At 62.9% G+C, this 26056-nt stretch carries 22 protein-coding genes; 16 read left to right on the plus strand and 6 right to left on the minus strand.

Annotated features, from left to right (window positions below; genetic code table 11):
- The first annotated feature begins 1 nt into the window (after position 1).
- Positions 2 to 1018, plus strand: coding sequence for a flagellar motor protein MotB (gene motB / locus AAHK21_RS16575; protein ID WP_367857814.1), 1017 nt, complete (start codon positions 2 to 4; stop codon positions 1016 to 1018).
- A gap of 32 nt (positions 1019 to 1050) precedes the next feature.
- Here the strand turns inward: motB and AAHK21_RS16580 are convergent, their stop codons facing one another.
- The gene (locus tag AAHK21_RS16580) at positions 1051 to 1530 is read right to left on the minus strand and encodes a molecular chaperone Tir (protein WP_367857815.1); all 480 of its coding nucleotides are present in this window, start codon (positions 1528 to 1530) and stop codon (positions 1051 to 1053) included.
- A 146-nt stretch (positions 1531 to 1676) separates the two neighbouring features.
- Positions 1677 to 2708 carry a small ribosomal subunit biogenesis GTPase RsgA gene (rsgA, locus tag AAHK21_RS16585; RefSeq protein ID WP_046853992.1) on the minus strand — a complete coding sequence of 344 codons (1032 nt, stop codon included), beginning with the start codon at positions 2706 to 2708 and terminating at the stop codon, positions 1677 to 1679.
- Positions 2709 to 2816: 108 nt separating this feature from the next.
- On the opposite strand from rsgA, the gene orn reads away from it, so the two are divergent.
- Both orn and AAHK21_RS16595 read left to right on the plus strand, forming a co-directional pair.
- Complete coding sequence (gene orn / locus AAHK21_RS16590; RefSeq protein WP_046853993.1) at positions 2817 to 3359, plus strand: oligoribonuclease; 543 nt, start codon at positions 2817 to 2819, stop codon at positions 3357 to 3359.
- A gap of 88 nt (positions 3360 to 3447) precedes the next feature.
- The gene (locus AAHK21_RS16595) at positions 3448 to 4059 is read left to right on the plus strand and encodes a trimeric intracellular cation channel family protein (RefSeq protein ID WP_367857816.1); all 612 of its coding nucleotides are present in this window, start codon (positions 3448 to 3450) and stop codon (positions 4057 to 4059) included.
- 596 nt (positions 4060 to 4655) lie between these two features.
- Here the strand turns inward: AAHK21_RS16595 and AAHK21_RS16600 are convergent.
- A protein-coding gene (locus tag AAHK21_RS16600) for an IS3 family transposase (RefSeq protein ID WP_367856463.1) occupies positions 4656 to 6019 on the minus strand; the annotation gives its coding sequence in 2 pieces (ribosomal slippage) (positions 4656 to 5554 and positions 5554 to 6019; 1365 coding nt in all).
- A 193-nt stretch (positions 6020 to 6212) separates the two neighbouring features.
- Between AAHK21_RS16600 and AAHK21_RS16605 the strand changes: the two genes are divergently transcribed.
- Positions 6213 to 7391: an integrase core domain-containing protein gene (locus AAHK21_RS16605; RefSeq protein ID WP_367856464.1), complete on the plus strand. Its 1179-nt coding sequence runs from the start codon at positions 6213 to 6215 to the stop codon at positions 7389 to 7391.
- A gap of 297 nt (positions 7392 to 7688) precedes the next feature.
- Here the strand turns inward: AAHK21_RS16605 and queG are convergent, their stop codons facing one another.
- Entirely contained in the window at positions 7689 to 8753 is a 1065-nt protein-coding gene (gene queG / locus AAHK21_RS16610; RefSeq protein WP_367857817.1) for a tRNA epoxyqueuosine(34) reductase QueG, read from the minus strand.
- Positions 8754 to 8817: 64 nt separating this feature from the next.
- On the opposite strand from queG, the gene AAHK21_RS16615 reads away from it, so the two are divergent.
- From AAHK21_RS16615 to AAHK21_RS16670, 12 genes are all read left to right on the plus strand, one after another.
- Positions 8818 to 9669, plus strand: a complete 852-nt coding sequence (locus AAHK21_RS16615) for an NAD(P)H-hydrate dehydratase (RefSeq protein ID WP_367857818.1) — start codon at positions 8818 to 8820, stop codon at positions 9667 to 9669.
- Positions 9657 to 10130: a tRNA (adenosine(37)-N6)-threonylcarbamoyltransferase complex ATPase subunit type 1 TsaE gene (gene tsaE, locus AAHK21_RS16620; RefSeq protein WP_023631735.1), complete on the plus strand. Its 474-nt coding sequence runs from the start codon at positions 9657 to 9659 to the stop codon at positions 10128 to 10130. Before AAHK21_RS16615 ends, tsaE begins: the two co-directional genes overlap by 13 nt.
- A gap of 12 nt (positions 10131 to 10142) precedes the next feature.
- On the plus strand, positions 10143 to 11573 hold the full coding sequence (locus AAHK21_RS16625; RefSeq protein ID WP_038706894.1) for an N-acetylmuramoyl-L-alanine amidase: 1431 nt from the start codon (positions 10143 to 10145) through the stop codon (positions 11571 to 11573).
- Positions 11570 to 13468, plus strand: coding sequence for a DNA mismatch repair endonuclease MutL (mutL, locus tag AAHK21_RS16630; protein WP_367857819.1), 1899 nt, complete (start codon positions 11570 to 11572; stop codon positions 13466 to 13468). The genes AAHK21_RS16625 and mutL overlap by 4 nt, the downstream gene beginning before the upstream one ends.
- A 1-nt stretch (position 13469) precedes the next feature.
- Positions 13470 to 14441, plus strand: coding sequence for a tRNA (adenosine(37)-N6)-dimethylallyltransferase MiaA (miaA, locus tag AAHK21_RS16635; RefSeq protein WP_023629893.1), 972 nt, complete (start codon positions 13470 to 13472; stop codon positions 14439 to 14441).
- A gap of 94 nt (positions 14442 to 14535) precedes the next feature.
- A complete protein-coding gene (hfq, locus tag AAHK21_RS16640) occupies positions 14536 to 14796 on the plus strand; it encodes an RNA chaperone Hfq (protein WP_023629894.1) in 261 nt (86 codons plus the stop codon).
- An 18-nt stretch (positions 14797 to 14814) separates the two neighbouring features.
- Entirely contained in the window at positions 14815 to 16116 is a 1302-nt protein-coding gene (gene hflX, locus AAHK21_RS16645) for a ribosome rescue GTPase HflX (protein WP_023629895.1), read from the plus strand.
- A gap of 96 nt (positions 16117 to 16212) precedes the next feature.
- Positions 16213 to 17397, plus strand: coding sequence for an FtsH protease activity modulator HflK (gene hflK / locus AAHK21_RS16650; RefSeq protein ID WP_046853999.1), 1185 nt, complete (start codon positions 16213 to 16215; stop codon positions 17395 to 17397).
- The gene (hflC, locus tag AAHK21_RS16655; protein ID WP_367857820.1) at positions 17397 to 18266 is read left to right on the plus strand and encodes a protease modulator HflC; all 870 of its coding nucleotides are present in this window, start codon (positions 17397 to 17399) and stop codon (positions 18264 to 18266) included. Before hflK ends, hflC begins: the two co-directional genes overlap by 1 nt.
- Before the next feature lie 293 nt (positions 18267 to 18559).
- The gene (locus tag AAHK21_RS16660) at positions 18560 to 19747 is read left to right on the plus strand and encodes an ATP phosphoribosyltransferase regulatory subunit (protein ID WP_038706891.1); all 1188 of its coding nucleotides are present in this window, start codon (positions 18560 to 18562) and stop codon (positions 19745 to 19747) included.
- Positions 19748 to 19802: 55 nt separating this feature from the next.
- Positions 19803 to 21095 (plus strand): adenylosuccinate synthase, encoded by a 1293-nt coding sequence (locus AAHK21_RS16665; RefSeq protein ID WP_028688256.1) that lies wholly within the window; start codon positions 19803 to 19805, stop codon positions 21093 to 21095.
- A 241-nt stretch (positions 21096 to 21336) separates the two neighbouring features.
- The gene (locus tag AAHK21_RS16670) at positions 21337 to 23271 is read left to right on the plus strand and encodes a methyl-accepting chemotaxis protein (protein ID WP_367857821.1); all 1935 of its coding nucleotides are present in this window, start codon (positions 21337 to 21339) and stop codon (positions 23269 to 23271) included.
- Positions 23272 to 23351: 80 nt separating this feature from the next.
- On the opposite strand, the gene AAHK21_RS16675 is transcribed toward AAHK21_RS16670, so the two are convergent.
- Positions 23352 to 24917, minus strand: a complete 1566-nt coding sequence (locus tag AAHK21_RS16675) for an ABC transporter permease (RefSeq protein WP_367857822.1) — start codon at positions 24915 to 24917, stop codon at positions 23352 to 23354.
- Positions 24917 to 25930 carry an extracellular solute-binding protein gene (locus tag AAHK21_RS16680; protein ID WP_023629373.1) on the minus strand — a complete coding sequence of 338 codons (1014 nt, stop codon included), beginning with the start codon at positions 25928 to 25930 and terminating at the stop codon, positions 24917 to 24919. Before AAHK21_RS16680 ends, AAHK21_RS16675 begins: the two co-directional genes overlap by 1 nt.
- Positions 25931 to 26056 lie beyond the last annotated feature (126 nt).

Here is a 26056-nt window from a genome sequence, read left to right on the forward strand (position 1 = left end):
CATGGAGAACAATCAGCCCATCATCGTCAAGCGCGTCAAGCGCTTCGGCGACGGCCATCACGGCGGCGCCTGGAAAATCGCCTTCGCCGACTTCGCCACGGCGATGATGGCGTTCTTCCTGGTGCTGTGGTTGCTGTCGACCGCCACGCCCGAGCAGAAGATCGCCATCGCCGGTTACTTCAAGGACCCGATCGGTTTCTCCGAAAGCGGTACGCCCTACATCATCGATCTGGGTGGTTCGCCAGAATTGGCGCCGGAAAAGACCATCAACCCGGAAGTGAAGTCCGAGCCGACACCTGATACCAGCCTGCAACTGGACAAGGATCAGGTCGAGACCATGGCCGAGCAGGTGGAGCGCGAGCGCCTCGAGCTGCTGCTGCAGGAGCTGCAGAACAAGGTCGAGGAAAACCCGCAGCTGCAGAAGTTCAAGGACCAGATCCTGTTCGAGATCACCCAGGACGGCCTGCGCATCCAGATCATGGACGCCGAGAACCGGCCGATGTTCGACCTGGGCAGCGCACGCCTGCAGCCGTACTTCGAAGACATCCTGCTGGCCATGGCCGACACCATCAAGGCGGTGCCGAACAAGATCAGCATCAGCGGCCATACCGATGCCAAGCCGTACTCCGGCACTGGCGATTTCGGCAACTGGGAGCTGTCGGCCAACCGCGCCAACGCGGCGCGTCGTGCATTGGTCGCCGGTGGCTATCCGGATGAGCAGGTGGCCCGTGTAGTCGGTTATGCATCGTCGTCGCTGTTCGACCGTGCCAACCCGTTCAACCCGGTCAACCGCCGTATCGACATCATCGTCCTCACCAAGAAGGCGCAACGCGATATCGAGGGTGAACAGGGCAAGCCGGAGGCTGCGCCGCCTGCCACTGAAGCACCGCCTGCGGGCGCTGCGCCAGGTGCGGCCGCGACACCGGGCGATACGCCGATGCAACCGCGCGAGCTGCGTCAGAAGCTGAACATCTTCGAGGATGGCGTGTTGAAGATGGACGAGGCCAAGGACCAGTAAGTGACAGGGGCCGCTTTGCGGCCCCGATGCATTCAGAACCCCCGCCTGATCTTGGCCTTGAGATCAGCATGGAAGAAATCCGCGTTGTCCCTGTCCGACACTACGCCACCCCCGGCCGGCGAAGCCATGGCCCGGCCAAAGGTCTGCTCGTCATGATAGGCGCGCACGAACAGGTCTATATGCTCTCGTTCTCGCATTACTGGCCACTTGCCCAGCCTTTGCGGCAGGTCAGCCGAGCCAGCATGGTAGAAAGTCACCCGTCGATCCGCCATGGCCGCTGCGCCCAGTAGCCAGGCCGTCCACCAGTCTTCGGCATGGGCCTCGCAGAGCACGCCGATCCAATGAGTGGAATCGGCCATGTGTTGGCAAAAGCTGCCATGCAGGTCGTCGTGGGTCTGCCCTTCACTGTCGAAGGGGACGAGTTGGGTGGGAATGCCTTCTAGTAGCAGACGCTCGTTCAGGATGAAGGCATCGAGCCGTTCGTTCTGGTGGTAACTGATGAATACCGGCATCTGTGCTGCCCTCCCTGATCAATACCGACGACAAGGCCATGACCATCAGGGAAAGCAGCGGAAGGGACAATAGGTGACCGCGAAACCGGAGCGGTCCTACCTGCTCCGGTAAAATTTCCTACGATGCTAGCGTGCTTGCCGCCACCTCAATAGGTGTCTTCCGGCAAGCTGGCGATGATCGAGCGATAGCTGTTCATTCGCTGTTGCGTAACGCTGCCGTCTTCCAGGGCCTTGAGCAGCGCACAGCCAGGCTCGCGGTCATGCTTGCAGTCGCGGAAGCGGCAGTTGCCGATCAGTTCGCGGAATTCGATGAAGCCATCCTCGACATCGTCACGGCTGACATGGCCCAGGCCGAATTCACGGATGCCTGGCGAGTCGATCAGGTCACCGCCATTGGGGAAGTGGTAGAGGCGCGCGGTGGTGGTGGTGTGGGTACCCTGGCCGGACCATTCCGACAGGTCGCCGACACGGGTGCCTGCATCAGGCAGCAGGCTGTTGACCAGCGAGGACTTGCCCACGCCCGACTGGCCGACGAACACGCTGATATGACCATCGAGCGTCTGCTGCAAGCGCTGCATGCCATCGCCCTGGTGCGCCGAGACTTCCAGCAGCGGGTAGCCCAGGCCACGGTAGACCTCGAGCATTGCGTTGAGGGTCGGGGCGTTCTCGTCGTTGATCAGGTCGGCCTTGTTCAGCAGCAGCAGCGGGCGGATGCCGGCATGCTCGGCGGCGACCAGGTAACGGTCGATCAGGTTGGGGTGCGGTTCGGGCGCTGGGGCGAAGACAATCACGATCAGGTCGACGTTGGCTGCCACCGGCTTGAGCTGGCCATGGTTGTTCGGCCGGCACAGCTCGGTGCTGCGCGGCATCTGCGCGACGATCACGCCGATGCCCTGGTTGCCGGCGCGCCAGACCACACGGTCGCCGGTCACCAGCGCCGGCAGGTTGGCCCGCAGGTGGCAGCGGAACACCTGGCCCGCGGCCTCGCCGTCCTGGGCCTCGACCTCGACCTGCACGCCGAAGTGGGCAATCACCAGGCCCAGTTGCTCCGGCCCCAGGTCGCCACCCTCCAGTTCCTGCAGTACATGCTGCTCGCGTTTGGCGGCGCGAGCGGCGCGTTCACCCTGGATCTTTTCGATGCGCCAGTTCTGGCGGCGGTTGAGCTGGCGTTTGGCCATGAAGGTTCCGTGTCGGCGGGGCAGAAAGAAAACGGCAGGCAGTTTAGCACGGCGCGCCCAACACCCGTTCGCTAGGCTAATATGACGGCCTATTTGAGGAGCCCTTTCATGCAAAATCCACAGAACCTGATCTGGATCGATCTGGAGATGACCGGCCTGGATCCGGACAACGACGTCATCATCGAGATGGCCACCATTGTCACCGACAGCGAGCTGAACACACTGGCCGAAGGCCCGGTGATCGCCATTCACCATAGCGACGAGGTGCTGGCGCGCATGGACGAGTGGAACACCCGCACCCATGGCGCCTCGGGCCTGACCCAGCGCGTGCGCGAGAGCAAGGTGAGCATGGCCGAGGCCGAGGCACAGACCATCGCCTTCCTCGAGCAGTGGGTACCGAAGGGCAAGTCGCCGATCTGTGGCAACAGCATCTGCCAGGACCGTCGTTTCCTCTATCGCCACATGCGCGAGCTGGAAAACTACTTCCACTATCGCAACCTCGATGTGTCCACGCTCAAGGAACTGGCCGCGCGCTGGGCGCCGGAAGTGCGTGACAGCTTCAAGAAGGGCAACACCCATTTGGCGCTGGATGATATCCGTGAGTCGATTGGCGAACTGCGTCACTACCGTGAGCATTTCATCAAGGTCTGACCTTGTGCGCCGATGATCATCGGCGCGCCCCTTTTGGTGCCCCGCGTGACTGGGTAGACTGCGCGCCTTTCCCGCACGGACCTGCACCATGTTGCTGATGCTCTATCTCATCGCCATCACCGCCGAAGCCATGACCGGCGCCCTGTCCGCTGGCCGCCGCGGCATGGACTGGTTTGGCGTGGTGCTGATCGCCTGCGTCACCGCGCTGGGTGGCGGCTCGGTGCGTGACGTACTGCTCGGGCATTACCCGCTGACCTGGGTGAAGCATCCCGAGTACCTGGTGCTGACCAGCTTCGCGGCGCTGCTGACCATCTTCATCGCGCCCTTGATGCGCCATCTGCGGTCGCTGTTCCTGGTGCTCGACGCCCTGGGTCTCGTGGCGTTCACCCTGATCGGCTGCATGACCGCGCTGGAGATGGGGCAGGGGTTCCTTGTCGCCTCCATCAGCGGGGTGATTACCGGGGTGTTTGGCGGCATCCTGCGGGACATCTTCTGCAACGATATTCCGTTGGTGTTTCGACGTGAGCTGTATGCCAGTGTTTCGTTCGCGGCGGCTTGGTTCTATCTGGGGTGCGTTTACTTCAAGGTACCGGCGGAGCAGGCCATGTTGCTGACACTGTTTGGTGGTTTTCTGTTGCGGTTGTTGGCGATTCGGTTTCATTGGGAGATGCCGAAGTTTCATTATAATGATCAGCAATAACGGCTTTTTGCGGCGCAGCCACTGTATTCAGAATCTTTCTGGCAGGACTGTAACTGTAGCTATATAGCCATTGTTCAGAAAAGTTGCTTGCTCTTGCTCTTGCTCTTGCTCTTGCTCTGCTTTTGCTTCTAAGTGCGCGATAGTTCAGGCGACACAAATTGCGACTTCAGGAGGCCGAACGGAGGTCTTGCGGAGGGAGGTGACGGGCATGGATGCCCGTCAAGCGCTGCGCCCCAGGATGGGGCGTTCAGCGCGGTCCTCCCGGGAGCAAGGCCGGAGTGAGGGGGCCCCGGAGCGAAGCGTAGGGGCCGGATGAATGGAGCGAGCATTTTTTGGTTCCTTTTTGATGCTTCAAAAAGGGACCCGCCGTAAGGGCGGAAAGGTGATTGTGCGTCACCATCGCAAATGAATGCGCATATAATTTTCGAGACACACGCTGTGTAAGTCAAAGTCAAAGTCAAAGTCAAAGTCAAAGTCAAAGTCAAATGCGATCGGCGTGGGTTTCCACAGTTGTAAGCGCATTCATTTACTATACTGACGCATAGTCACCTTTTCGCCCTTACGTGAACTGACCCCCGAAAGTTGGACAGGTAGCGCTATGCGGCCAGCGCTTGGGTTCGGAATTCTACCGGACTCAAGCCATTCAGTCTGAGACTGATGCGTTCTTGGTTGTAGTAGGCGATGTAATCCTCTAGCCCTGATGCCAGTTGCTCAACACTTTCAAACGATTCCAGGTAAAAAAACTCGCTCTTGAGCGTGCCGAAAAAGCTTTCCATGGCGGCGTTGTCCAGGCAATTGCCCTTACGTGACATGCTCTGCTCGATATTCTTCCCAGCCAGCATATGCCGGTAAGTTGGCTGTTGATATTGCCAGCCTTGATCGGAATGCAGTATCGGTTTGTCACCTGGATTCAGCCGCTCGAAGGCTTGCTCCAGCATTGTCGAAACCATCTTGAACTCAGGACGCCGGTTGATCTGATAAGCAAGGATCTCGCCGTTGTACAGGTCCATCACAGGCGAGAGAAACAGCTTCTGCCCCTTTACCTTGAACTCTGTCACGTCGGTTGCCCATTTCTGATTGGGGGCTTCTGCCTTGAATTTGCGTTTGAGTAGATCAGATGCAACAACCCCCTCGGAGCCTCGGTACGAGCGATATTTCTTAACTTTGACCAGAGATTTGAGGTCCATCAACTGCATCAGTCGCTGCACCTTCTTGTGGTTGACCACCTCGCCATTGTGCCCGAGGACCGCAGTGATACGACGATAGCCGTACCGCCCCTTATGTCCGTGATAGAGGCTGTTGATGCGCTCTTTGAGAGCAGCATGCTTGTCAGCCACCAGCACTTTGCTTTGGTAATAAAAGGTACTGCGTGCCAGCCCTGCAGCACGTAGCAGCAGAGCAAGTCGATGCCCGCGCCTCAATCCTTGGATAGCCTGCGTTTTCTTGCCTGCGCAGTTCGAGGGTCCGCTTGGATCAAGGCATCGAGCTTTTTTAGATAAGCATTCTCCGCGCGCAGGTATTCCAGCTCTTCGAGCATTTGCTTTGGTGTCAGCTCGCTGTCCGCTGGGGTGGGCGGGCTTGTGCTGGACTGTTTTGATGGCTTGCGGGGCATGCTGAACTCTCGGGTACGGCGCGGGTGAAGGGCTTCTACTCCGCCTTTATCGTACAACCTTTTCCATTGCCTGATGCTACTCGGGCCGCGGATATCAAACTGCACGCAAGCTTGCTGGGCGGACAGTCCGTCTTGCTCAATGCACTGCAAAACCTTCAATTTGAACTGCGCGTCGTAGTGGCTGTACTTGGCAATCAAACCGGCTGCACCGTGTTGCTCGTAGCCCTTTACCCAGCGGCGTAACAGCGATGGACTCAGGTCATGCTTGAGCGCCACCTCATGAACACTGCGGGCAGAAAGGCACTCTTCGATGAGTGCCTGCTTGAGTGCCAGGTTGTATTTCGTCATGGAACACCCTCCGGTTGGGGATAAGGTGTCCAACTTTCGGGGGTCAGTTCAACGGCGAGTCACTTTTTGTCAAACGCGACAAAAAGTAACCAAAAAACGCTGCGGGTATGACTCACCCACATGGGTTACAAATCAGTTCACGCACATAGGTAACAGTCTTTAACTGGCAGGGTCGGTTTTCGAGGATCTGACCATGCCTTGGCGAGAGCTGAAACCTATGGACCTTAAAATGCTTTTCATCGCGGATTACCTGCAGGGGCCGCCCAGCTTCAGCGCCCTGTGCCAGGCCTACGAGATCAGCCGAAAGACCGGCTACAAATGGGTCGAGCGATATGAGAAAGAGGGGCCTTCGGGGCTGGAAGAACGCAGCCGCCGCCGGTTGAACCAGGATTGGGTCGTACCCGCCGCAGTTCGCGAAGCCATCATCGAATTGCGCAGTCGAGGCGAAACGGAACCGGGGCCGAAAAAGATCCAGGCTGCGCTGCAGGAGCGTTTCCCTGATCAGGCGCCGCCCTCGAAGACAGCGATCTACAACATCCTCAAGAAAGCCGAATTGGTCAAACCACGCCGCTTACGTCAGCGTGTAGCGGTCTATCCCAAGCCCCTGGAGAAGGCCGAGTCGCCTAACCAGCTGTTCAGTGCGGACTACAAAGGTCAATTCCTGACAGGTGCAGGCGTCTGGTGCTATCCGCTGACGATCATGGATCACGCCAGTCGTTTCCTGCTCGCCTGTCACAGCATGCCCAATACCAACCTGCTGGAAACCCAGGCCGTTTTCACCCAAGTGTTCCGAGAGAATGGCTTGCCTGAGCGGATTCGTACCGATAACGGTGTGCCGTTTGCCAGTAAGGGGCGTGCGGGACTTTCTCAGCTGTCGATCTGGTGGCTGCGTCTAGGCATCATTCCCGAGCGTATTGCGCCTGGTCGGCCTGAACAAAATGGCCGCCACGAGCGCATGCATCGAACGCTCAAAAGCACGCTCCCATCGCCGCCGGCAGTGGCCTGGGAGGCTCAACAACGGCACTTTGATCGCTTTCGGCAGCACTACAATCATGAGCGCTTGCATGAAGCGCTGAAGCAGAAAACACCGGCGTCTTGCTACCAGCCATCTCCACGCCCATTCCCTGAAAAGCTCCCCGAAATGACCTATCCCAGTCATATCGAGAGCTTGCCGGCTGATAGCTCCGGCATCATCAATCGCCGGGGCTTGAGGATCTACGTAGGTTATGTGCTCAAGCACCAGACCATTGGACTGGAGCAGGTTGGGGATGGCATCTGGGATGTTATTTTCGGTCCCATCATCCTTGGCAGGGTCGATGTGCGGGATGCCACTGATGGTTATGTAACACTCAAGGTGTTGTCACCTATGTGAGTGAACTTTTGTGTAACCCATGTGGGTGATCCGTACATCGCTCCATTCATCCGGCCCCTACGCTTCGCTCCGGGGTCCCCTCACTCCGGCCTTGCTCCCGGGAGGACCGCGCTGAACGCCCCATCCTGGGGCGCAGCGCTTGACGGGCATCCATGCCCGTCACCTCCCTCCGCAAGACCTGCGTTCGGCCTCCTGAAGTCGCGAAGTTACGGGCGGCGCCTGCACTGGCGCAGCTGGCGCTCGCGGGCTATGGGGTTGACCTTTTGATCGCCAAAGGCAAAGTCGAAGCAGCGAGCTTCAAAGGGCGTTGTGGCGAGCCAGGGCCCACTCCACATGTTCGCGTACCAGTTCCGAAGGATCATCCCTACGCGCATTGAGCGCCTCCAGCACGGGGATGGTCGACGGTGCGTTGCCAAGCCCCACCGCGAGGTTGCGCAGGAACCGTTCATACCCCGCCCGGCGCAGTGGCGAGCCTTCGGTGCAGCCGAGAAAACACTTTTCATCCCACAGGAACAGTTCGGCCAGCTCGATATTGTCCAGCCCCCGGCGGGGCATGAAGTCGTCTTCGGTCGTGGTCTTGGCGAAACGGTTCCACGGGCAGACGATCTGGCAATCGTCGCAACCGAACACCCGGTTACCGATCAATGAGCGCAGTTCCAGTGGAATGGCCCCGCGCAATTCGATGGTCAGGTACGAGATGCAGCGCCGGGCATCGAGCTGATAGGGCCCGACGAACGCCTGGGTCGGGCAGATGTCCAGGCAGGCCTGGCAACGCCCGCAATGATCGCTGCCCTGCACGCCGTCGATCGGCAGCGGCAAGTCGACGAACAACTCGGCGAGGAAGAAATAGCTGCCCGCCTTGCGGTTGAGCAGCAGGGTGTTCTTGCCGATCCAGCCAAGGCCAGCCTCCTGGGCCAGGGCTTTCTCCAGCACCGGGGCGCTGTCGACGAAGGCGCGGTAGCCGAACGGGCCGATGGCTTCCTGGATGCGGTCGGCGAAGTGCTGCACCCGCTTGCGCACCAGCTTGTGGTAGTCGCGGCCCAGGGCGTAGCGCGAGATGTAGGCTTTTTCCGGCTCTGCCAGGCGCTTGGCCATCTGCGTGTCGCCGGGCAGGTAGTCCATGCGCAGCGAGATCACCCGCAACGTGCCGGGTATCAGCTCGGCCGGGCGCGAGCGCTTGTTGCCATGCTCGCCCATGTACTCCATCTCGCCATTGTGGCCGGCGGCCAGCCAACGCTGCAGGTGCTGCTCGTGCTCGCCAAGGTCGACACCGGCGATGCCGACATGGGCAAAACCGAGTTCGCGGCCCCAATCCTTGATCGATTGGGCCAGTGTGGCGATGTCTGGAAGGTCGGCGGACATGGATGAACAAGCATTACAAGCGGAGGTGCGTATAATTCTGCCAGACATCGGAGCCTTTGACCCCATGCCTCAGACCAAACACCCCCCATTACCGCTCAGCAGCCTGACCTTGGCCAGGTTGCCGCCACGTGCCGCTGATGCCCATAAGGGCGATTTCGGCCATGTGCTGGTGGTCGGTGGCGATCTCGGCACAGGCGGCGCGGTCATACTCAGTGGCGAGGCAGCGTTGCGTTGCGGCGCCGGCCTGGTCAGCGTGGCCACTCGCCCCGAGCACGTAGTTGCGGGGCTGACACGCCTGCCCGAGACCATGTGGTTGGGCGTGAGCTCGGCCAACCAGCTGATGGCGCTGCTCGAGCGTGCCACGGTGCTGGTGGTCGGCCCTGGTCTCGGCCAGGCCGGGTGGGGGCGCAGCCTGTTGTCGGCGGTGGCCAATGCCCATCGGCCACAGGTGTGGGACGCCGATGCGCTCAACTTGCTGGCACGCACGCCACTGGCACTGCCCAGCGGCAGCATCCTCACCCCGCATCCCGGCGAGGCCGCGCGCCTGCTGGGTATTTCCACCGAGGCGGTGCAGGCCGACCGGCCGGGTGCGGCGCGCAAGCTGGCGCGCCGCTACGCCAGCGTCTGCGTGCTCAAGGGCGCCGGCACGTTGGTGGCCGACCCTGCCGGGCAGTTGGCGTTTTGCGGCCGTGGGCACCCAGCCATGGCCGGTGCCGGACTGGGCGATGTGTTGACAGGCGTGCTGGCATCCTTGCTCGCCCAGGGGCTGGACGCCTGGCAGGCCGCGTGCCTGGGGGTGTGGCTGCATGCGTGCGCCGGCGAGCGGTTGGGTGTCAAAGGTAGAGGGCTGGCGGCCAGTGATCTGGTGCCGGTCATTAGAGCGTTATTGGAGGAGCATTCAGCGTGTCAGGCATAACCCTGTTTCTGGGCGACGAGGACGCCACCGTCGCCTTTGGCGCGAAACTGGCCGAAGTGACCAAGGGTCATGGTGTGATTTTTCTCGAGGGCGACCTGGGGGCCGGTAAAACCACCTTGTCCCGCGGGCTGATCCGTGGCCTGGGTCATACCGGCCCGGTAAAAAGTCCGACATTTACCGTGGTTGAACCCTACGAGATTGGTGATGTTCGCGCCTTCCATTTCGACCTCTATCGCCTGGTCGACCCGGAAGAGCTTGAATTCATGGGCATTCGCGATTATTTCGAGGGCGATGCATTGTGCCTGTTCGAATGGCCAGATAAAGGCGCGGGCGTTTTGCCAAAGCCCGACCTGACCATTACCATAAGCCCGCAAGCGGGCGGACGTTCGCTGAACCTGTCGCCGCAGGGGGCACGCGGCGAAGCCTGGTGTGCCGTTCTGGCCAAAGAATTCATACAGTAAGTGGGGAAAGGTATGCGCATACGCGCACTGGTCGCTGTCGTTGGGCTGCTGCTGACCGCGGTGACCGTTGACGCTCTGGCCGTCACTCAAGTCAAGAGCATGCGCCTGTGGCGCGCTCCGGACAACACGCGGCTGGTCTTCGACCTGTCCGGGCCTGTGCAGCACAGCGTCTTCACCCTCACCGCTCCCGATCGCCTGGTGATCGACATCAACGGTGCCACCCTGGGGGCGCCGCTGAACGTCTCCACCTCGAACACGCCGATCACCAGCGTGCGTTCGGCCCAGCGCACGCCAACCGACCTGCGCGTGGTAGTCGACCTGAAGAAAGCCGTGTCGCCGAAGAGCTTCACCCTGGCGCCGAACGCCCAGTACGGCAATCGCCTGGTGGTCGACCTGTACGACCAGGAAGCCGACGCCATCGCCGCCAGCAACCCGACACCACCACCGACACCGCAGCCACCGGCTACCACGCCGGCGGTGCCCGTCACCCCGGCGCAGCCGGCGATCAAGTTGCCACCGGCACCGAGTGGCAAGCGTGACATCGTGGTCGCCATCGACGCCGGCCACGGCGGCGAAGACCCGGGCGCGTCCGGCTCGCGTGGCCAGCACGAGAAAGACATCGTGCTGGATATCGCCAAGGAACTGCAGCGCCAGATCAACTCCGAGAAGGGTTACCGCGCCGAGCTGACCCGCACCGGCGACTACTTCATCCCGCTGCGCAAGCGCACCGAGATCGCCCGCAAGAAGGGCGCCGACCTGTTCGTCTCGATCCACGCCGACGCCGCGCCGTCCAAGGCTGCCTTCGGCGCCTCGGTGTTCGCCCTGTCTGACCGCGGTGCCACCTCCGAGACCGCCCGCTGGCTGGCCGACACGGAAAACCGCTCCGACCTGATCGGTGGTGCCGGTAACGTCAGCCTCGACGACAAGGACCGCATGCTGGCCGGCGTGCTGCTCGACTTGTCGATGACCGCCACCCTCAGTTCCAGCCTCAATGTCGGGCAGAAGGTGCTGGGCAACATGGGCCGGGTCACGCCGCTGCACAAGCAGCGGGTGGAGCAGGCCGGGTTCATGGTGTTGAAGTCGCCGGACATCCCGTCGATCCTCGTTGAAACCGGGTTCATCTCCAATGCCAACGAGGCGGCCAAGCTGGCTACCCGCAGTCATCAGCAGGCCTTGGCGCGTTCGATCCATACCGGTGTGCGTCAGTTCTTCCAGCAGAACCCGCCGCCGGGCACCTACATTGCCTGGCTGCGTGACAGCGGCAAGATCGCCGAGGGGCCGCGTGAGCATACCGTGCGGCCGGGTGAGACCCTGGCGATGATCGCCGTGCGCTACCAGGTGAGTGTTGCCGCCCTGCGCAGCAGCAACAGCCTGAAAAGCGATGAATTGAAAGTCGGCCAGCACCTCGACATTCCGACCACCGCCCTGGCGTCCCAGCGATGAGTGGCGGCTCGCGCATCCAGCTGCTCAGCCCGCGGCTGGCCAACCAGATCGCCGCAGGCGAGGTGGTCGAACGCCCTGCGTCGGTGGCCAAGGAGCTGCTGGAGAACAGCCTCGACTCCGGTGCCCGGCGTATCGAAGTCGAAGTCGAACAGGGCGGCGTGAAGTTGCTGCGGGTGCGCGACAACGGCAGCGGCATTGCCCCTGATGACCTACCGCTGGCCCTGGCACGTCATGCCACCAGCAAGATTCGTGAGCTGGAAGACCTCGAAGGCGTGCTCAGCCTGGGGTTTCGCGGCGAGGCGCTGGCATCGATCAGCTCGGTCGCCCGTCTGACCCTCACCTCACGTACCGCCGAGGCCAGCGAGGCCTGGCAGGTGGAGACCGAGGGGCGCGACATGCTCCCGCGGGTGCAGCCGGCGGCTCATCCGGTCGGCACCTCGGTCGAAGTACGTGACCTGTTCTTCAACACCCCGGCCCGACGCAAGTTCCTCAAGGCCGAAAAGACCGAATTCGATCACCTGCAGGAAGTAATCCGGCGTCTGGCGCTGGCGCGTTTCGACGTGGGCTTTCACCTGCGGCACAACGGCAAGACCATCTTCAGCCTGCATGAGGCCGCCGACGAGATGGCGCGGGCGCGGCGCGTCGGCACCATCTGCGGCCCGGGCTTCCTTGAGCAGGCGCTGCCGATCGATGTCGAACGCAACGGCCTGCGCCTGTGGGGTTGGGTGGGCTTGCCGACGTTCTCGCGCAGCCAGGCCGACCTGCAGTACTTCTTCGTCAATGGCCGCGCGGTGCGCGACAAGCTGGTCGCCCATGCGGTGCGTCAGGCTTATCGGGATGTGCTGTTCAATGGTCGGCACCCGACCTTCGTGCTGTTCCTCGAGTGCGACCCGACCGGCGTGGACGTCAACGTCCACCCCACCAAGCACGAAGTGCGCTTCCGTGAAGGGCGCATGGTCCATGACTTCCTCTACGGCACCTTGCACCGTGCCCTGGCCGATGTGCGCCCGGAAGACCAGCTTGCGGCGCCGGCGGCCACCGATGAGCTGGTCCGCCCCAGCGGCTTGCAGGCCGGCGAGTTCGGCCCCCAAGGCGAAATGCGCCTGGCCTCGCCAGTGCTCGAGCAGCCTCAGGGCGAGCAGCGGGGGTTCGCTTCGAGCGGTTCGGGCGCGGGCTATCAGTACCAGTACACGCCCAGGCCCTCCCAGCCGCTGAATGCCGGCGAGGCCCAGGCGGCCTACCGCGAGTTCTACGCCCCCCTGGACAATGCCGCCGCCGCGCCGAGCGCGTTGCCGGAAAGCCAGGGCGACATCCCACCGCTGGGCTACGCGCTGGCGCAGCTCAAGGGGATCTATATCCTTGCCGAGAACGCCGTCGGCCTGGTGCTGGTGGATATGCATGCCGCCCATGAGCGGATCATGTACGAGCGTCTGAAAGTGGCCATGGCCAGTGAAGGCTTGAGCGGCCAGCCATTGCTGGTGCCCGAGTCGCTGGCATTGAGCCAGCGCGAAGCCGACTGCGCCGAGGAACATGCCCAGTGGTTCCAACGCCTGGGCTTCGAACTGCAGCGCCTGGGCCCGGAAACCCTGGCTATCCGTCAGATCCCGGCCTTGCTCAAACAGGCCGAGGCCAATCGCCTGGTGCAGGATGTGCTGGCCGACCTCATGGAATACGGCACCAGTGACCGTATCCAGGCGCACCTCAACGAGCTGCTGGGGACCATGGCCTGCCATGGCGCGGTGCGGGCCAACCGGCGCCTGGCCATCCCCGAGATGAACGCCTTGCTGCGCGACATGGAGAACACCGAGCGCAGCGGCCAGTGCAACCACGGCCGACCGACCTGGACCCAGATGGGTCTGGACGATCTGGACAAGCTGTTCCTGCGGGGCCGATGACATGAGTGCCAGACCTCCGGCGATTTTCCTCATGGGCCCGACTGCGGCCGGCAAGACCGACCTGGCGATCGAGCTGACCAGCAAGCTGCCCTGCGAGCTGATCAGTGTCGACTCGGCGCTGGTCTATCGCGGCATGGACATCGGTACCGCCAAGCCCTCCAAGGAAGTGCTGGCCGCGCATCCGCACCGCCTGATCGACATTCTCGACCCCGCCGAAAGCTACTCGGCCAAGCGTTTCTGCACCGATGCTCTCCAAGCCATGGCCGAGATCACCGCGCGCGGCAAGATCCCGCTGCTGGTCGGCGGCACCATGCTCTACTACAAGGCACTGGTCGATGGCCTGGCGGACATGCCGCCGGCCGATGCCACGGTGCGCGCCGAGCTCGAGGCACAGGCGCAGGCCCTCGGCCTGGCCGAATTGCACCGGCAACTGGCCGAAGTCGATCCGGAGTCGGCGGCGCGTATTCATCCGAATGACCCGCAGCGGCTGATCCGTGCGCTTGAAGTGTACAAAGTGAGCGGCGAGAGCATGACCGCCCACCGTCAGCGTCAATACGCGCAAAGTAGCGGCGCAGACGCAGGCGCGGGCGAGCATTTGCCCTATACTGTCGCCAGCCTGGCGATAGCGCCTACAGATCGTCACATTTTGCATCAGCGAATTGCGTTACGATTTTCACAGATGCTGGAACAGGGCTTTGTCGACGAGGTCCGAACGCTGCGGGCCAGAAGTGACTTGCACGCCGAGCTGCCGTCTATAAGGGCAGTGGGGTATCGGCAGGTCTGGGACTACCTCGACGGCAAGCTGACTGAGAATGAGATGCGTGAACGCGGTATCATTGCCACGCGTCAGCTGGCCAAGCGGCAATTCACCTGGTTGCGCGGCTGGTCCGACGTCCACTGGCTGGATAGCCTGGCCTGCGACAATCTGTCCCGCACCTTGAAATACCTGGGGACCGTCTCCATATTGAGCTGAGTCCCTGCCAGTTGCCGTCTATTCTTGCGAAGGGGCGGCATAATTTATCGATTTTCTTGATTTTCTATTATTGATCCTTACAGGAGTGCGGCATATGTCAAAAGGGCATTCGCTACAAGACCCTTACTTGAACACCTTGAGAAAAGAAAAAGTCCCGGTTTCGATCTATCTGGTCAACGGGATCAAGCTGCAGGGCCAGATCGAATCCTTCGACCAGTTCGTCGTGCTGCTGAAAAACACCGTCAGCCAGATGGTCTACAAGCACGCCATTTCGACCGTCGTCCCCGCACGCCCGGTTCGTCTGCCAAGCCCGACCGATGGTGAGCACGGCGACAGCGAGCCAGGCAACGCTTGAAAAAAGTAGGAGCCTGCATTGTTCTTTGAGCGCCACGGTGGTGGTGAGCGAGCGTTGCTCGTTCACTTGGAAGGTCAGAACCCTGAGGCGCGCGAAGACCCGCAGGAGTTTCAGGAGCTGGCGCTGTCGGCCGGAGCCGATATCGTTTCGCTGGTAACAGTGGCGCGGCATCAGCCCACCGCCAAGTTTCTGATCGGCAGTGGCAAGGTCGAGGAGTTGCGCGACCTGGTCCATTCGGCCGAAGCCGACCTTGTGATTTTCAATCACACCCTCACGCCCAGCCAGGAACGCAACCTCGAGCGCGTCTTCGAGTGTCGCGTGCTGGATCGTACCGGGCTGATTCTCGATATCTTCGCCCAGCGGGCGCGTACTCACGAAGGCAAGCTGCAGGTCGAACTGGCCCAGCTCGAGCACATGAGCACGCGACTGGTACGCGGTTGGACCCACCTTGAGCGGCAGAAAGGCGGTATCGGCCTGCGTGGCCCGGGTGAAACCCAGCTCGAAACCGACCGCCGCCTGCTGCGGGTGCGCCTGCGCCAGATCAAGGCACGCCTGGAGAAGGTGCGCAGCCAGCGCGAGCAGGCCCGTCGTGGGCGCAAGCGCGCCGACATTCCTTCGGTGTCGCTGGTGGGTTATACCAACGCCGGTAAATCGACCCTGTTCAACGCACTCACGCAATCCGATGTGTATGCCGCGGACCAGCTGTTCGCCACCCTCGACCCGACCTTGCGCCGGCTCGAGCTGGCCGACCTGGGGCCGATCGTGCTGGCCGACACCGTAGGTTTCATCCGCCACCTGCCGCATAAGCTGGTCGAGGCATTTCGGGCTACGCTCGAAGAGTCGAGCAACTCCGACCTGCTGCTGCACGTGATCGATGCCCATGAGCCCGAGCGCATGGAGCAGATCGAACAGGTACTGGCGGTGCTGGGCGAGATCGGTGCCGAGAGCTTGCCGATCCTCGAGGTCTATAACAAACTCGACCTGCTCGAAGATGTCGAGCCGCAGATCCAGCGCGATGCCGATGGCAAGCCGCAGCGGGTCTGGGTATCGGCACGCGATGGACGAGGCCTGGAGCTGGTTGGCCAGGCGATTGCCGAGTTGCTGGGGGACGATCTGTATGTCGGAACCCTGTGCCTGGAGCAACGGTTTGCCCGCCTGCGCGCGCAATTCTTTGCCCTGGGTGCCGTGCAGAGTGAAGAGCATGATGAAGAAGGGCGCAGCCTGCTGAGCGTGCGACTGCCCAGGGTCGAGCTGAATCGCCTGGTCAGCCGCGAAGGCATGGAGCCGCAAGTGTTTGTCGAGCAACACACTTTGCAATAAATGCCCGTCGAGGTCGCCGGGCAGCCGTGACAGGCATTCTGTAGCATTGGACGGCGCGCCGTGGGCGCGTCTTTGCTTTATCAGATGGAGAGCGCTATGGCTTGGAACGAGCCGGGTGGCAACTCGAACAATCAGGATCCCTGGGGCGGCCGCCGTAATGGTGGCGGCGGTGGTGGCGACAAGAAAGGTCCACCGGATCTGGACGAGGCCTTCCGCAAGCTGCAGGACAGCCTGAACGGCATGTTCGGCAGTGGCAAGAAACGTGGCGGCGGCGGTGACCGCAATATCGGCAAGGGTGGCGGCTACGGCCTGCTGGGCATCGGCCTGGCGGCTCTGGCGGCAATCTGGCTGTACAACGCCGTCTATGTCGTGGACGAGCAGGAGCAGGCCGTGGTGCTGCGCTTCGGCAAGTACTACGAGACCGTTGGTCCCGGCCTGAATATCTATTTCCCGCCGATCGACCGCAAGTACATGGAAAACGTGACCCGCGAGCGGGCCTACACCAAGCAGGGGCAGATGCTCACCGAAGACGAGAACATCGTCGAAGTGCCACTGACCGTGCAGTACCGCATCAGCAACCTGCAGGACTTCGTGCTCAACGTCGACCAGCCGGAAGTCAGCCTGCAGCATGCGACCGACAGCGCCCTGCGCCACGTGGTGGGTTCCACCTCGATGGACCAGGTGCTGACCGAAGGCCGCGAGCAGATGGCCGTGGACATCCGCGAGCGTCTGCAGCGTTTCCTCGACACCTACCGTACCGGTATCACCGTCACCCAGGTCAACGTACAGAGCGCGGCAGCCCCGCGTGAAGTGCAGGAAGCCTTCGACGACGTGATCCGTGCCCGTGAGGACGAGCAGCGTGCGCGCAACCAGGCCGAGTCCTACGCCAATGGCGTGGTGCCGGAGGCCCGTGGCCAGGCGCAGCGCATCATCGAGGACGCCAACGGCTACCGCGATGAAGTCATCGCCCGCGCCAAGGGTGAGGCCGATCGCTTCACCAAGCTGGTCGCCGAGTACCGCAAGGCGCCGGAGGTCACGCGTCAGCGTCTGTACCTGGACACCATGCAGGAGGTCTACAGCAACTCCAGCAAGGTCCTGGTCACGGCCAAGGACGGGCAGAACAACCTGCTCTACCTGCCGTTGGACAAGATGGTCGAAGGCAGCCGTGGCAACAGTGCAGCGCCGGCCAGCAGCGTATCGCCGTCGGTCAATGACGCCGCCGCGCGTGCCGCGCAGGACCTGCAACCACAACCGCCGCTGCGTTCCAGGGAGAGCCGCTGATGAGCAATAAGTCACTGTTCGCCCTGATCGGCGCCGTGGTGCTGGCGATCGCCGCCTGGAACTGCTTCTACATCGTTTCGCAGACTGAACGCGCGGTATTGCTGCAGTTCGGTCGCGTGGTCAAGGCCGATGTCCAGCCTGGCTTGCACGTGAAGGTGCCGTACGTGAACCAGGTGCGCAAGTTCGACGCCCGCCTGATGACCCTCGACGCACCGACCCAGCGTTTCCTGACGCTTGAGAAGAAAGCGGTGATGGTCGATGCCTACGCCAAATGGCGGGTCAAGGACGCCGAGCGCTTCTATACCGCAACTTCGGGTATGAAGCAGATCGCCGACGAGCGCCTGTCGCGTCGTCTGGAGAGCGGCCTGCGTGACCAGTTTGGTAAGCGCACCCTGCACGAAGTGGTTTCCGGTGAGCGTGATGCGCTGATGGCGGATATCACCGCCTCGCTGAACCGCATGGCCAGCAAGGAGCTGGGTATCGAAGTGGTCGACGTTCGCGTCAAGGCCATCGACCTGCCCAAGGAAGTCAACCGCAGCGTGTTCGACCGCATGAGCACCGAGCGCGAGCGTGAAGCCCGCGAGCACCGCGCCAAGGGTAACGAGCTGGCCGAAGGTATTCGTGCCGACGCCGACCGTCAGCGCCGCGTGCTGCTGGCTGAAGCGTACCGCGAAGCGGAAGAGACCCGTGGTGATGGCGATGCCCAGGCAGCTGCCATCTATGCCAAGGCCTACACGCAGGACGCCGATTTCTACGGGTTCTACCGTAGCCTAAAGGCCTACCGCGAAAGCTTCTCCAGCAAGAGCGATGTGCTGGTCCTGGATTCGAAGAACGAGTTCTTCCGCTTCCTGGACAAGAGCAAGCCCTGATCGTGCTCTCATGAGGGATTCGCCCCGCCGGGCAGCTAAAATGCCTGGCGGGGTGCATCCTGAATGAAAAGGGGTGTATGATGAGTCAGCCGGGAAATTCCCGGCTTTTTTGCGTCTGCAAGGTTGATTGGCAAACGGCCAGTTGACGGTTTGGTCAGGTCGCAAGGCAATTCGAGGGTATTGGCTACGGTGGTTGCGCTGGGATCGGTGCTGCCCGCTGTTGTGCGTCAATGCCTGCTTTACTCACGGCTCGCCAGCTGGCAGGCCGCCCGGACCAGAGGGGAAATGGCGTAATGGCAACGGTAGACCGCTGGCTACTGCCAGATGGCATCGAGGAAGTACTGCCACCTGAGGCGGCGCGCATCGAGATCGCGCGTCGTCAGGTGTTGGACCTGTTCCAGAGTTGGGGTTACGAACTGGTCGTCACCCCGCATATCGAGTACCTGGAGTCGCTGCTCACCGGCGCCGGCCAGGACCTGGACCAGCGTACCTTCAAGGTCGTCGACCCGCAGTCAGGCCGCCTGATGGGCTTCCGTGCCGACTTCACGCCGCAGGTGGCGCGCATCGACGCCCACACCCTGCGCCGTGAAGGCCCGAGCCGCCTGTGCTATGCCGGCAGCGTGCTGCATGCGCAGCCGCGTGCCCTGTCGACCTCGCGCAGCCCGATCCAGCTGGGCGCCGAGCTGTACGGCGACGCCAGCCCTACCAGCGATGTCGAAGTCATCAGCCTGATGCTCGCCACGCTGCAACTGACCGATGTCGCCGATGTGCACATGGACCTTGGCCATGTCGGTATCTATCGCGGCCTGGCCCGTGCCGCCAACCTGTCCGGCGCGGTCGAGCAGCAACTGTTCGATGCCCTGCAGCGCAAGGCCGTCGATGAAGTGCAGGCGCTGACCGCAGACCTGCCGAAGGACCTCGGCAACATGCTGCGCGCCCTGTGCGAGCTGTGCGGTGGTCGTGAAGTGCTGGCCGAGGCCCGTGTGCGCCTGGGCCGCGCCCCGGCCAGCGTGCTGGCGGCGCTGGACGACCTGTTGGCGATCGCCGATCGCCTGGCTTCGCGCTACCCGGACCTGCCGCTGTACTTCGACCTCGGCGAACTGCGCGGCTACCACTATCACACCGGCGTGGTGTTCGCCGTGTTCGTGCCTGGCGAAGGTCAATCGATCGCCCAGGGCGGCCGCTATGACGACATCGGCGCTGATTTTGGCCGGGCACGCCCGGCCACCGGATTCTCCACGGATTTGAAGACCCTGGTCACACTGGGGCGAGCGGAGGTCGTATTGCCTGCTGGCGGCATCTGGATGCCCGACAGCAGCGATGCGGCCCTCTGGCAGATGGTCTGCCAGTTGCGCAACGAGGGCCAGCGAGTGGTCCAGGCTTTGCCTGGCCAGCCGCTGAGTGCTGCCCTCGAGGCGGATTGTGATCGGCAATTGATTCAGCAAGACGGGCGCTGGCAGGTTCTGCCGCTGACCCATTGAGATTCTTCGCCGGCAATGGGCCGGCACCAAGTTTGCGTGAATGAGGACAAATGTAATGGGTAAGAATGTCGTCGTCCTGGGCACCCAGTGGGGTGATGAGGGCAAAGGCAAGATCGTCGATCTGCTGACCGAACATGCTGCCGCCGTCGTGCGCTACCAAGGTGGCCACAACGCGGGCCACACCCTGGTGATCAACGGTGAGAAGACTGTTCTGCACCTGATTCCGTCCGGCATCCTGCGTGAAGGCGTGCAATGCCTGATCGGCAACGGCGTGGTCGTTGCCCCGGATGCCCTGATGCGTGAAATCACCAAGCTGGAAGAGAAGGGCGTACCGGTGCGCGAGCGCCTGCGCATTTCCCCGGCGGCTCCGCTGATCCTGTCGTACCACGTGGCCCTCGACCAGGCCCGTGAAAAAGCCCGTGGCGAAGCCAAGATCGGCACCACCGGTCGTGGTATCGGCCCAGCCTACGAAGACAAGGTGGCCCGTCGCGGCCTGCGCGTCGGCGACCTGTTCCACCGCGAGCGCTTCGCCGCCAAGCTCGGTGAGCTGCTGGATTACCACAACTTCCAGCTGGTGAACTACTACAAAGAGCCGGCCATCGACTTCCAGCAGACCCTGGATGAGTGCATGGCCTACGCCGAGCAGCTCAAGCCGATGATGCTCGACGTCACCGCCGAACTGCACAACCTGCGCCGCGCCGGCAAGGACATCATGTTCGAAGGCGCCCAGGGCTCGCTGCTGGACATCGACCACGGCACCTACCCGTACGTCACCAGCTCCAACACCACCGCCGGCGGCATCTCCACCGGTTCCGGCGTTGGCCCGATGTACCTGGACTACATCCTGGGCATCACCAAGGCCTACACCACCCGCGTCGGTTCCGGTCCGTTCCCGACCGAGCTGTTCGACGAGACCGGCGCCACCCTGGCCAAGCGTGGCCACGAGTTCGGCTCTACCACCGGCCGTGCCCGTCGTTGCGGCTGGTTCGATGCCGTGATCCTGCGTCGCGCCATCGACGTCAACAGCATCTCGGGCATCTGCCTGACCAAGCTGGACGTGCTGGACGGCCTGGAAACCATCAACATCTGCGTTGGCTACAAGAACGAGAACGGTGCCGTCATCGACGCGCCTTCCGATGCCGACAGCTACATCGGCCTGGAGCCGGTGTACGAAGAGATGCCAGGCTGGAGCGAGTCGACCCTGGGCGTTAAAACCCTGGAAGAGCTGCCGCAGGCCGCCCGCAACTACATCAAGCGCATCGAGGAGCTGGTCGGCGCGCCGATCGACATCATCTCGACTGGCCCGGACCGCAACGAGACCATCGTGCTGCGTCATCCGTTCGCCTGATCAGCTACTCGCTAGCTGACTGAACGCCGCGCCCCCGCAAGGAGGCGCGGCGTTTTCATATGGGTACGAAGTAGCGGCGGGCCTGCCCCGCGCATGGCTTCGGTGCAGGCAATTTCGCTGCCATGGATAATCGCCTCATATCTTTGGCATTTATACCTGCTGTCTCAGGCACAACCCTTGCTGTAAGAAGTTTCTGTAGATGCCATCAAAGTAATGGCGCCAGAAACACGAGGGTTACAACGTGTCTGCCATCCTTTCACTGTTACGAAGCCGCCTCTTGCGGCCTGTGTTTGTTGCGCTTGGTATCGCTCTTCTGGTGCAGGTGCTGGTTGCCGTTGCACTGACGCGGAGCACGGTCACTGCCCTGGAGGCCGATTTGGGGGCGCGCCTGGGCAATGACAGCCAGAAACTGGCTGCCGAACTGGAGCAGGCCGGGGAGGATGTCCGGGCTGGGCTCGACAGCCTTTCCGTCAGTACGCGCCAGCGCTTGAGTGCGGGCCTGTCCAGCCGTCTGCAGGATGAGCAGCAGCAGTTGCGCGCAACGCTGGAGGAAAATCTCAGGGACTCGGCCCATGAAATGGCCGATCTGTTGGCCTCGGTCGCGCCACGGGCGATCTGGGACAACGACGTGCCGATGCTCTCGGACTTCGCTCGCCGTGCCCAGCGCAATCCCAACGTGTTGTTCGTGATCTACGACGATGCCCAGGGCCAGCACCTGACCCGCTACCTCAACCGGCAGAACCCGATCAACCAGGCATTGATGGAAAAGGGCCAGGGTGAACGGGCGCTGGACAAGGTGCTGGATGCCGCACGCAAGGATCCGTCGGTGTACTTCGTCGAAGCGTCGATCAACCCCAATGGCGCAGAGATCGGCAAGGTGCTGATGGGCGTGTCCACCGCGGGCATCGACCAGGAGCTCAAGGCTCTGGATCAGCGCTTCGCGGCCTTGATCGCCAGTGGCGAGCAACTGGTCGGGGACAGCCTGGTGGCCGCCGCCGCCGACAGTGGCAAGGCCTTGCGTGCGCGCCTGGAGACAGCCCAGCACAGCGCCACGGCGATGCAGGCCAATACCGCGCAGACCGTGCGTGATGCCGCCGCCGAGCTGCGCTGGCGCATCGGCCTGGGCCTGGTACTGGTCGGTCTGGGTGTGCTGCTGGTGGTGGCCGTGGTGCTCGGGCGTCGCGTCCTCAGCAAGCTCGGCCTGCTGATCGTCGCGTTGAATGACCTGGCCGCCGGCGAAGGCGACCTGACCAAGCGCGTCAAGCTCGACAGCCGTGACGAGATTGGTGACATGGCCTCGGCGGTCAATCGCTTCGTCGACAAGCTGCAGCCCATCGTCCGCGAAGCTGGCGAAGTAGCGCAGCGTACTGGCGTGGAGATCGACAGCATGGCCCAGCGCAACGCTGGGGCCGATGCCGCTGCCGCGTTGCAGCGCGACGAAGTGGCTGCCAGCCTGCGCGACCTGTCGAGCATGGCTGACGAGGCCCAGGCCGAGAGCCACGCCATGCAGGCGGCATTGCAGCAGGTGGTGGATATTCGCCAGGCGACCGACGAGAACAGCCGTGCTTCGACGCAGCTGGCGCGATTGATCGAGAATCTGGCCGGCGAAGTGCAGACCGGCTCCCAGGTGATCGAGCGGCTGGCCAAGCAGAGCGAGCAGATCGAGGTGGTGTTGACGGTGATCCATGGCATTGCCGAACAGACCAACCTATTGGCGCTCAACGCCGCCATCGAAGCGGCGCGGGCCGGAGAGACCGGGCGCGGTTTCGCCGTGGTGGCCGATGAGGTGCGTGCCTTGGCGAGCAAGACGCAGAGCTCGACCGGGGATATCCAGTCGCATATCGCTGCGCTGCAGCAAGGCGCCAAGGAGGCGGTGGCGACCATCAGTCAGGCCGGGCGCCAGGCCAGTGAGGGCTTGCTGGTGTTGCGCGACAATGAGCGGCGCCAGCAATCGGTGCAGGCTGCTGTCGAGCAGGTGCATGCGGCGATCGGCCTGGCCACGCGAGCGGCCGAGCAGCAGGCCAACGGCGCGCAGGCCGTGCGTGGGCGAGTCGAAACCATCCATGCCCAGGCCGAGCGTTCGGCCGAGGTGGTGATGCAGACCACCGCCAGCAGCAAGGTGCTGGATGACCTGGCGGCGCAGTTGCGGGCCAGCCTGGGGCAGTTCAGGGCCTGAAATAAAGCATCGCGGGGCAAGCCCGCTCCCACGCGACCGGTACACGGCGGCGTGGGAGCGGGCTTGCCCCGCGATAGGTCTTACGCCTTGTTCAGATACATCCGCGTAGTCAGTAGATACACCGGCAATCCCGACACTACGATCAGCAGAGCCGCATAGGGCGCCGCCGCCGCGAACTCGACATTGGCGGTATGCGCCCACACCTCGGTGGCCAAGGTGGTCATCCCGGTCGGGCTGAGCAGCAAGGTGGCGGTCAGTTCCTTCATCGCATCCAGGAACACCAGGGCGAACGCCGCCGCCATCGCCGGGAAGATGATCGGCAAGGTAACCCGGCAGAAGGCTGCGAAGCTGCTGGCGCCCAAGGTGCGCGCCGCCTCTTCCAGGGTTGGCGAGGCCTTGTTCAGTGCGGTGCGCACCGGCGACTGTGCCAGCGGCAGGAACAGCAAGGCATAGGCCAGGATCAGCAGCGCCGTGGTCTGGTACAGCGCCGGGACATAGTGCAGGGCAAAGAACACCAGGGTCAGCGCGATCACCAGCCCGGGCAGGGCGTGCAGCAGGTACGGCAACCGCTCGGCCCAGATCGCCAGGCGCCCCTTGTAGCGCACCACCAGGAAGCTGATTGGCAGGGCCAGCAGCACGCAGAAGCCGGCGCCACCCAATGACACCGACAGCGAGGTGCCCAGGGCCTTGCCGATGGCCGCGACCGGGAAGGCTGCCGACGAGCCCACGCTCAGCCAGTAGCCGAGCATGGCCAGTGGAATGCCACTGCCCAGCACCGCCAGCGCCAGGCAGAACAGCTGTCCCAGTGGCATCCAGCCGCGCAGTCGCAAGGGTTGGGCGCGGCGCGCCACGCCCTGGCCAATGCGCACATGGCGCGCCTTGCCACGCACCCGCAGTTCCAGCCACAGCATCGCCAGGCACAGCACCAGCAGCACCGCCGAAAGCATCGCGGCGTTGGCGTTGCTGAATTCCAGCTCGAACTGCTGGTAGATCGCCGTGGTGAAGGTCTGCAGGCCAAGGATCGACAGGGCGCCGAACTCCACCAGCATGTGCAGGGCGATCAGCAGCCCGCCGCCGAGCATCGACGGCCACAGCAGCGGCAGGGTGATCTTGCGGAACACACCCCAGCGGCTGCAGCCCAGAGTGCGCGCCGACTCCTCCAGCGCGGTATCCAGGTTGCGCAGGGTGGCGGCTACCGGCAGGAACACCAGTGGGTACTTCGACAGCGCCATCACCAGGATTGCCCCGCCCAGTCCTTCGAAGTCCGAGCTCAGCGACACCCAGGTGAAGCTGCTGACGAACGATGGCACGGCGAATGGCAGGCACAGCACCACGCCCCACAGGCGTCGGCCTGGCAGGTCGCTGCGCTCCAGCAGCCAGGCCAGGGCCACGCCCACCACCAGGCACAACGCGGTGACGCCGACCATCAGCAGCAGGGTGTTGCGCAGCAAGCCCCACACGAACGGACGCCATAACAGGCGCAGGGCTTCATGCCAGCCGGCATCCCAGGCCTTGAGCCCGACGTACAGCAATGGCAGCAGGCTCATGGCCACCAGGAACAGCACGGGCAGCATCACCCAGATGGACGGGCGCTTGCGCTTGGGGACGAAGCGCGCCAAGGCGGGCGAGGGCAGGGCGGCAGTCATCAGAGCAGGCCAACCTCACGTTCCAGCTCGATGGCTTCCTCGGCATTGCCAAGGTCGGCCGGCGAGATCTTCGGCGGGCGCAGCTCATCGAACGGCTTCAGGCCACGGTCGGAGACCATGCCTTTATGCAGCGGGTATTCGGCGGTGGTCTGGGTGATCACGCGCTGGCCTTCTTCGCTGGCCATCCAGTTGAGCAGGGCCTGGGCCTCTTTCGGATGCTTGCTGGCCTTGACCGCGGCAGCACCGGAGATGGTCACCAGGTTGCCGGCGTCGCCGTCGGCCAGGTAGTACAGCTTGGAATCGAGCTTGCCGCGCTCGCGCTCCAGGGCGTACCAGTAGTAGTTGTTCACCAGCACGGCGGCGACTTCGCCCTTCTCCACGGCTTTCAGCGCGACCATGTTGTTGGTGTAGGTCTTGCCGAAGGCTTTCAGGCCGGTCAGCCATTCTTCGGTGGCTTCGCGCCCGTGCATCTTGAGGATGGCCACCGCCTGTTCCTGGAAGGCGCCGCTGGTGGGCACGTAGCCGACACGGCCGTCCCACTCGGGGCCGGCGAAATCCATCACCGTGGTCGGCAGGTCTTTCTCATCGATCTTCTTCGGGTTGTAGACCACCACGCGGGTACGCGCGGTGACGCCCATCCAGGTGCCGTTGGCGCCCACGTACTCCTTGGGCAGCATGTTCAGGGTGGCGTCGTCGATCTTCGCCAGCAGGCCCAGTTCGCCCAGGTTGTTCAGCGGTGGCGACTCTTCGGTATAGATGATGTCGGCCGGCGAGCGTTCGCCTTCCTCGATGATCTGGCTGGCCAGCTGGTTGCTGCTGCCCTTGCGAATATTGATATGAATACCGGTCTTGGCCTCGTAGGCCTTGGCGATGGCTTCACCGATTTCCTTGTGCTGGCCGTTGTACATCGTCAACGTGACCGGTTCGTCTGCCAGGGCGGCCGGAGCGCCGATCACCAGGCTCAGAACTGCGGCGGCCAGGGTGCGCATCAGCGGTTGCGGGCGGATCGTCATGCGGGTATTTCCTCGCTTACGGCTACATATTTGGAAACAATGGTAAACGAAATTGTTTCTCAAATGGGCGCATGACGGGAAATTCATGGGTAGACGAAGGAGGGGGCTGCCCGGCGACATGAAATC

The sequence above is a fragment of the Pseudomonas sp. TE50-2 genome (assembly GCF_040813665.1).
GTDB classification, from domain to species: domain Bacteria; phylum Pseudomonadota; class Gammaproteobacteria; order Pseudomonadales; family Pseudomonadaceae; genus Aquipseudomonas; species Aquipseudomonas soli.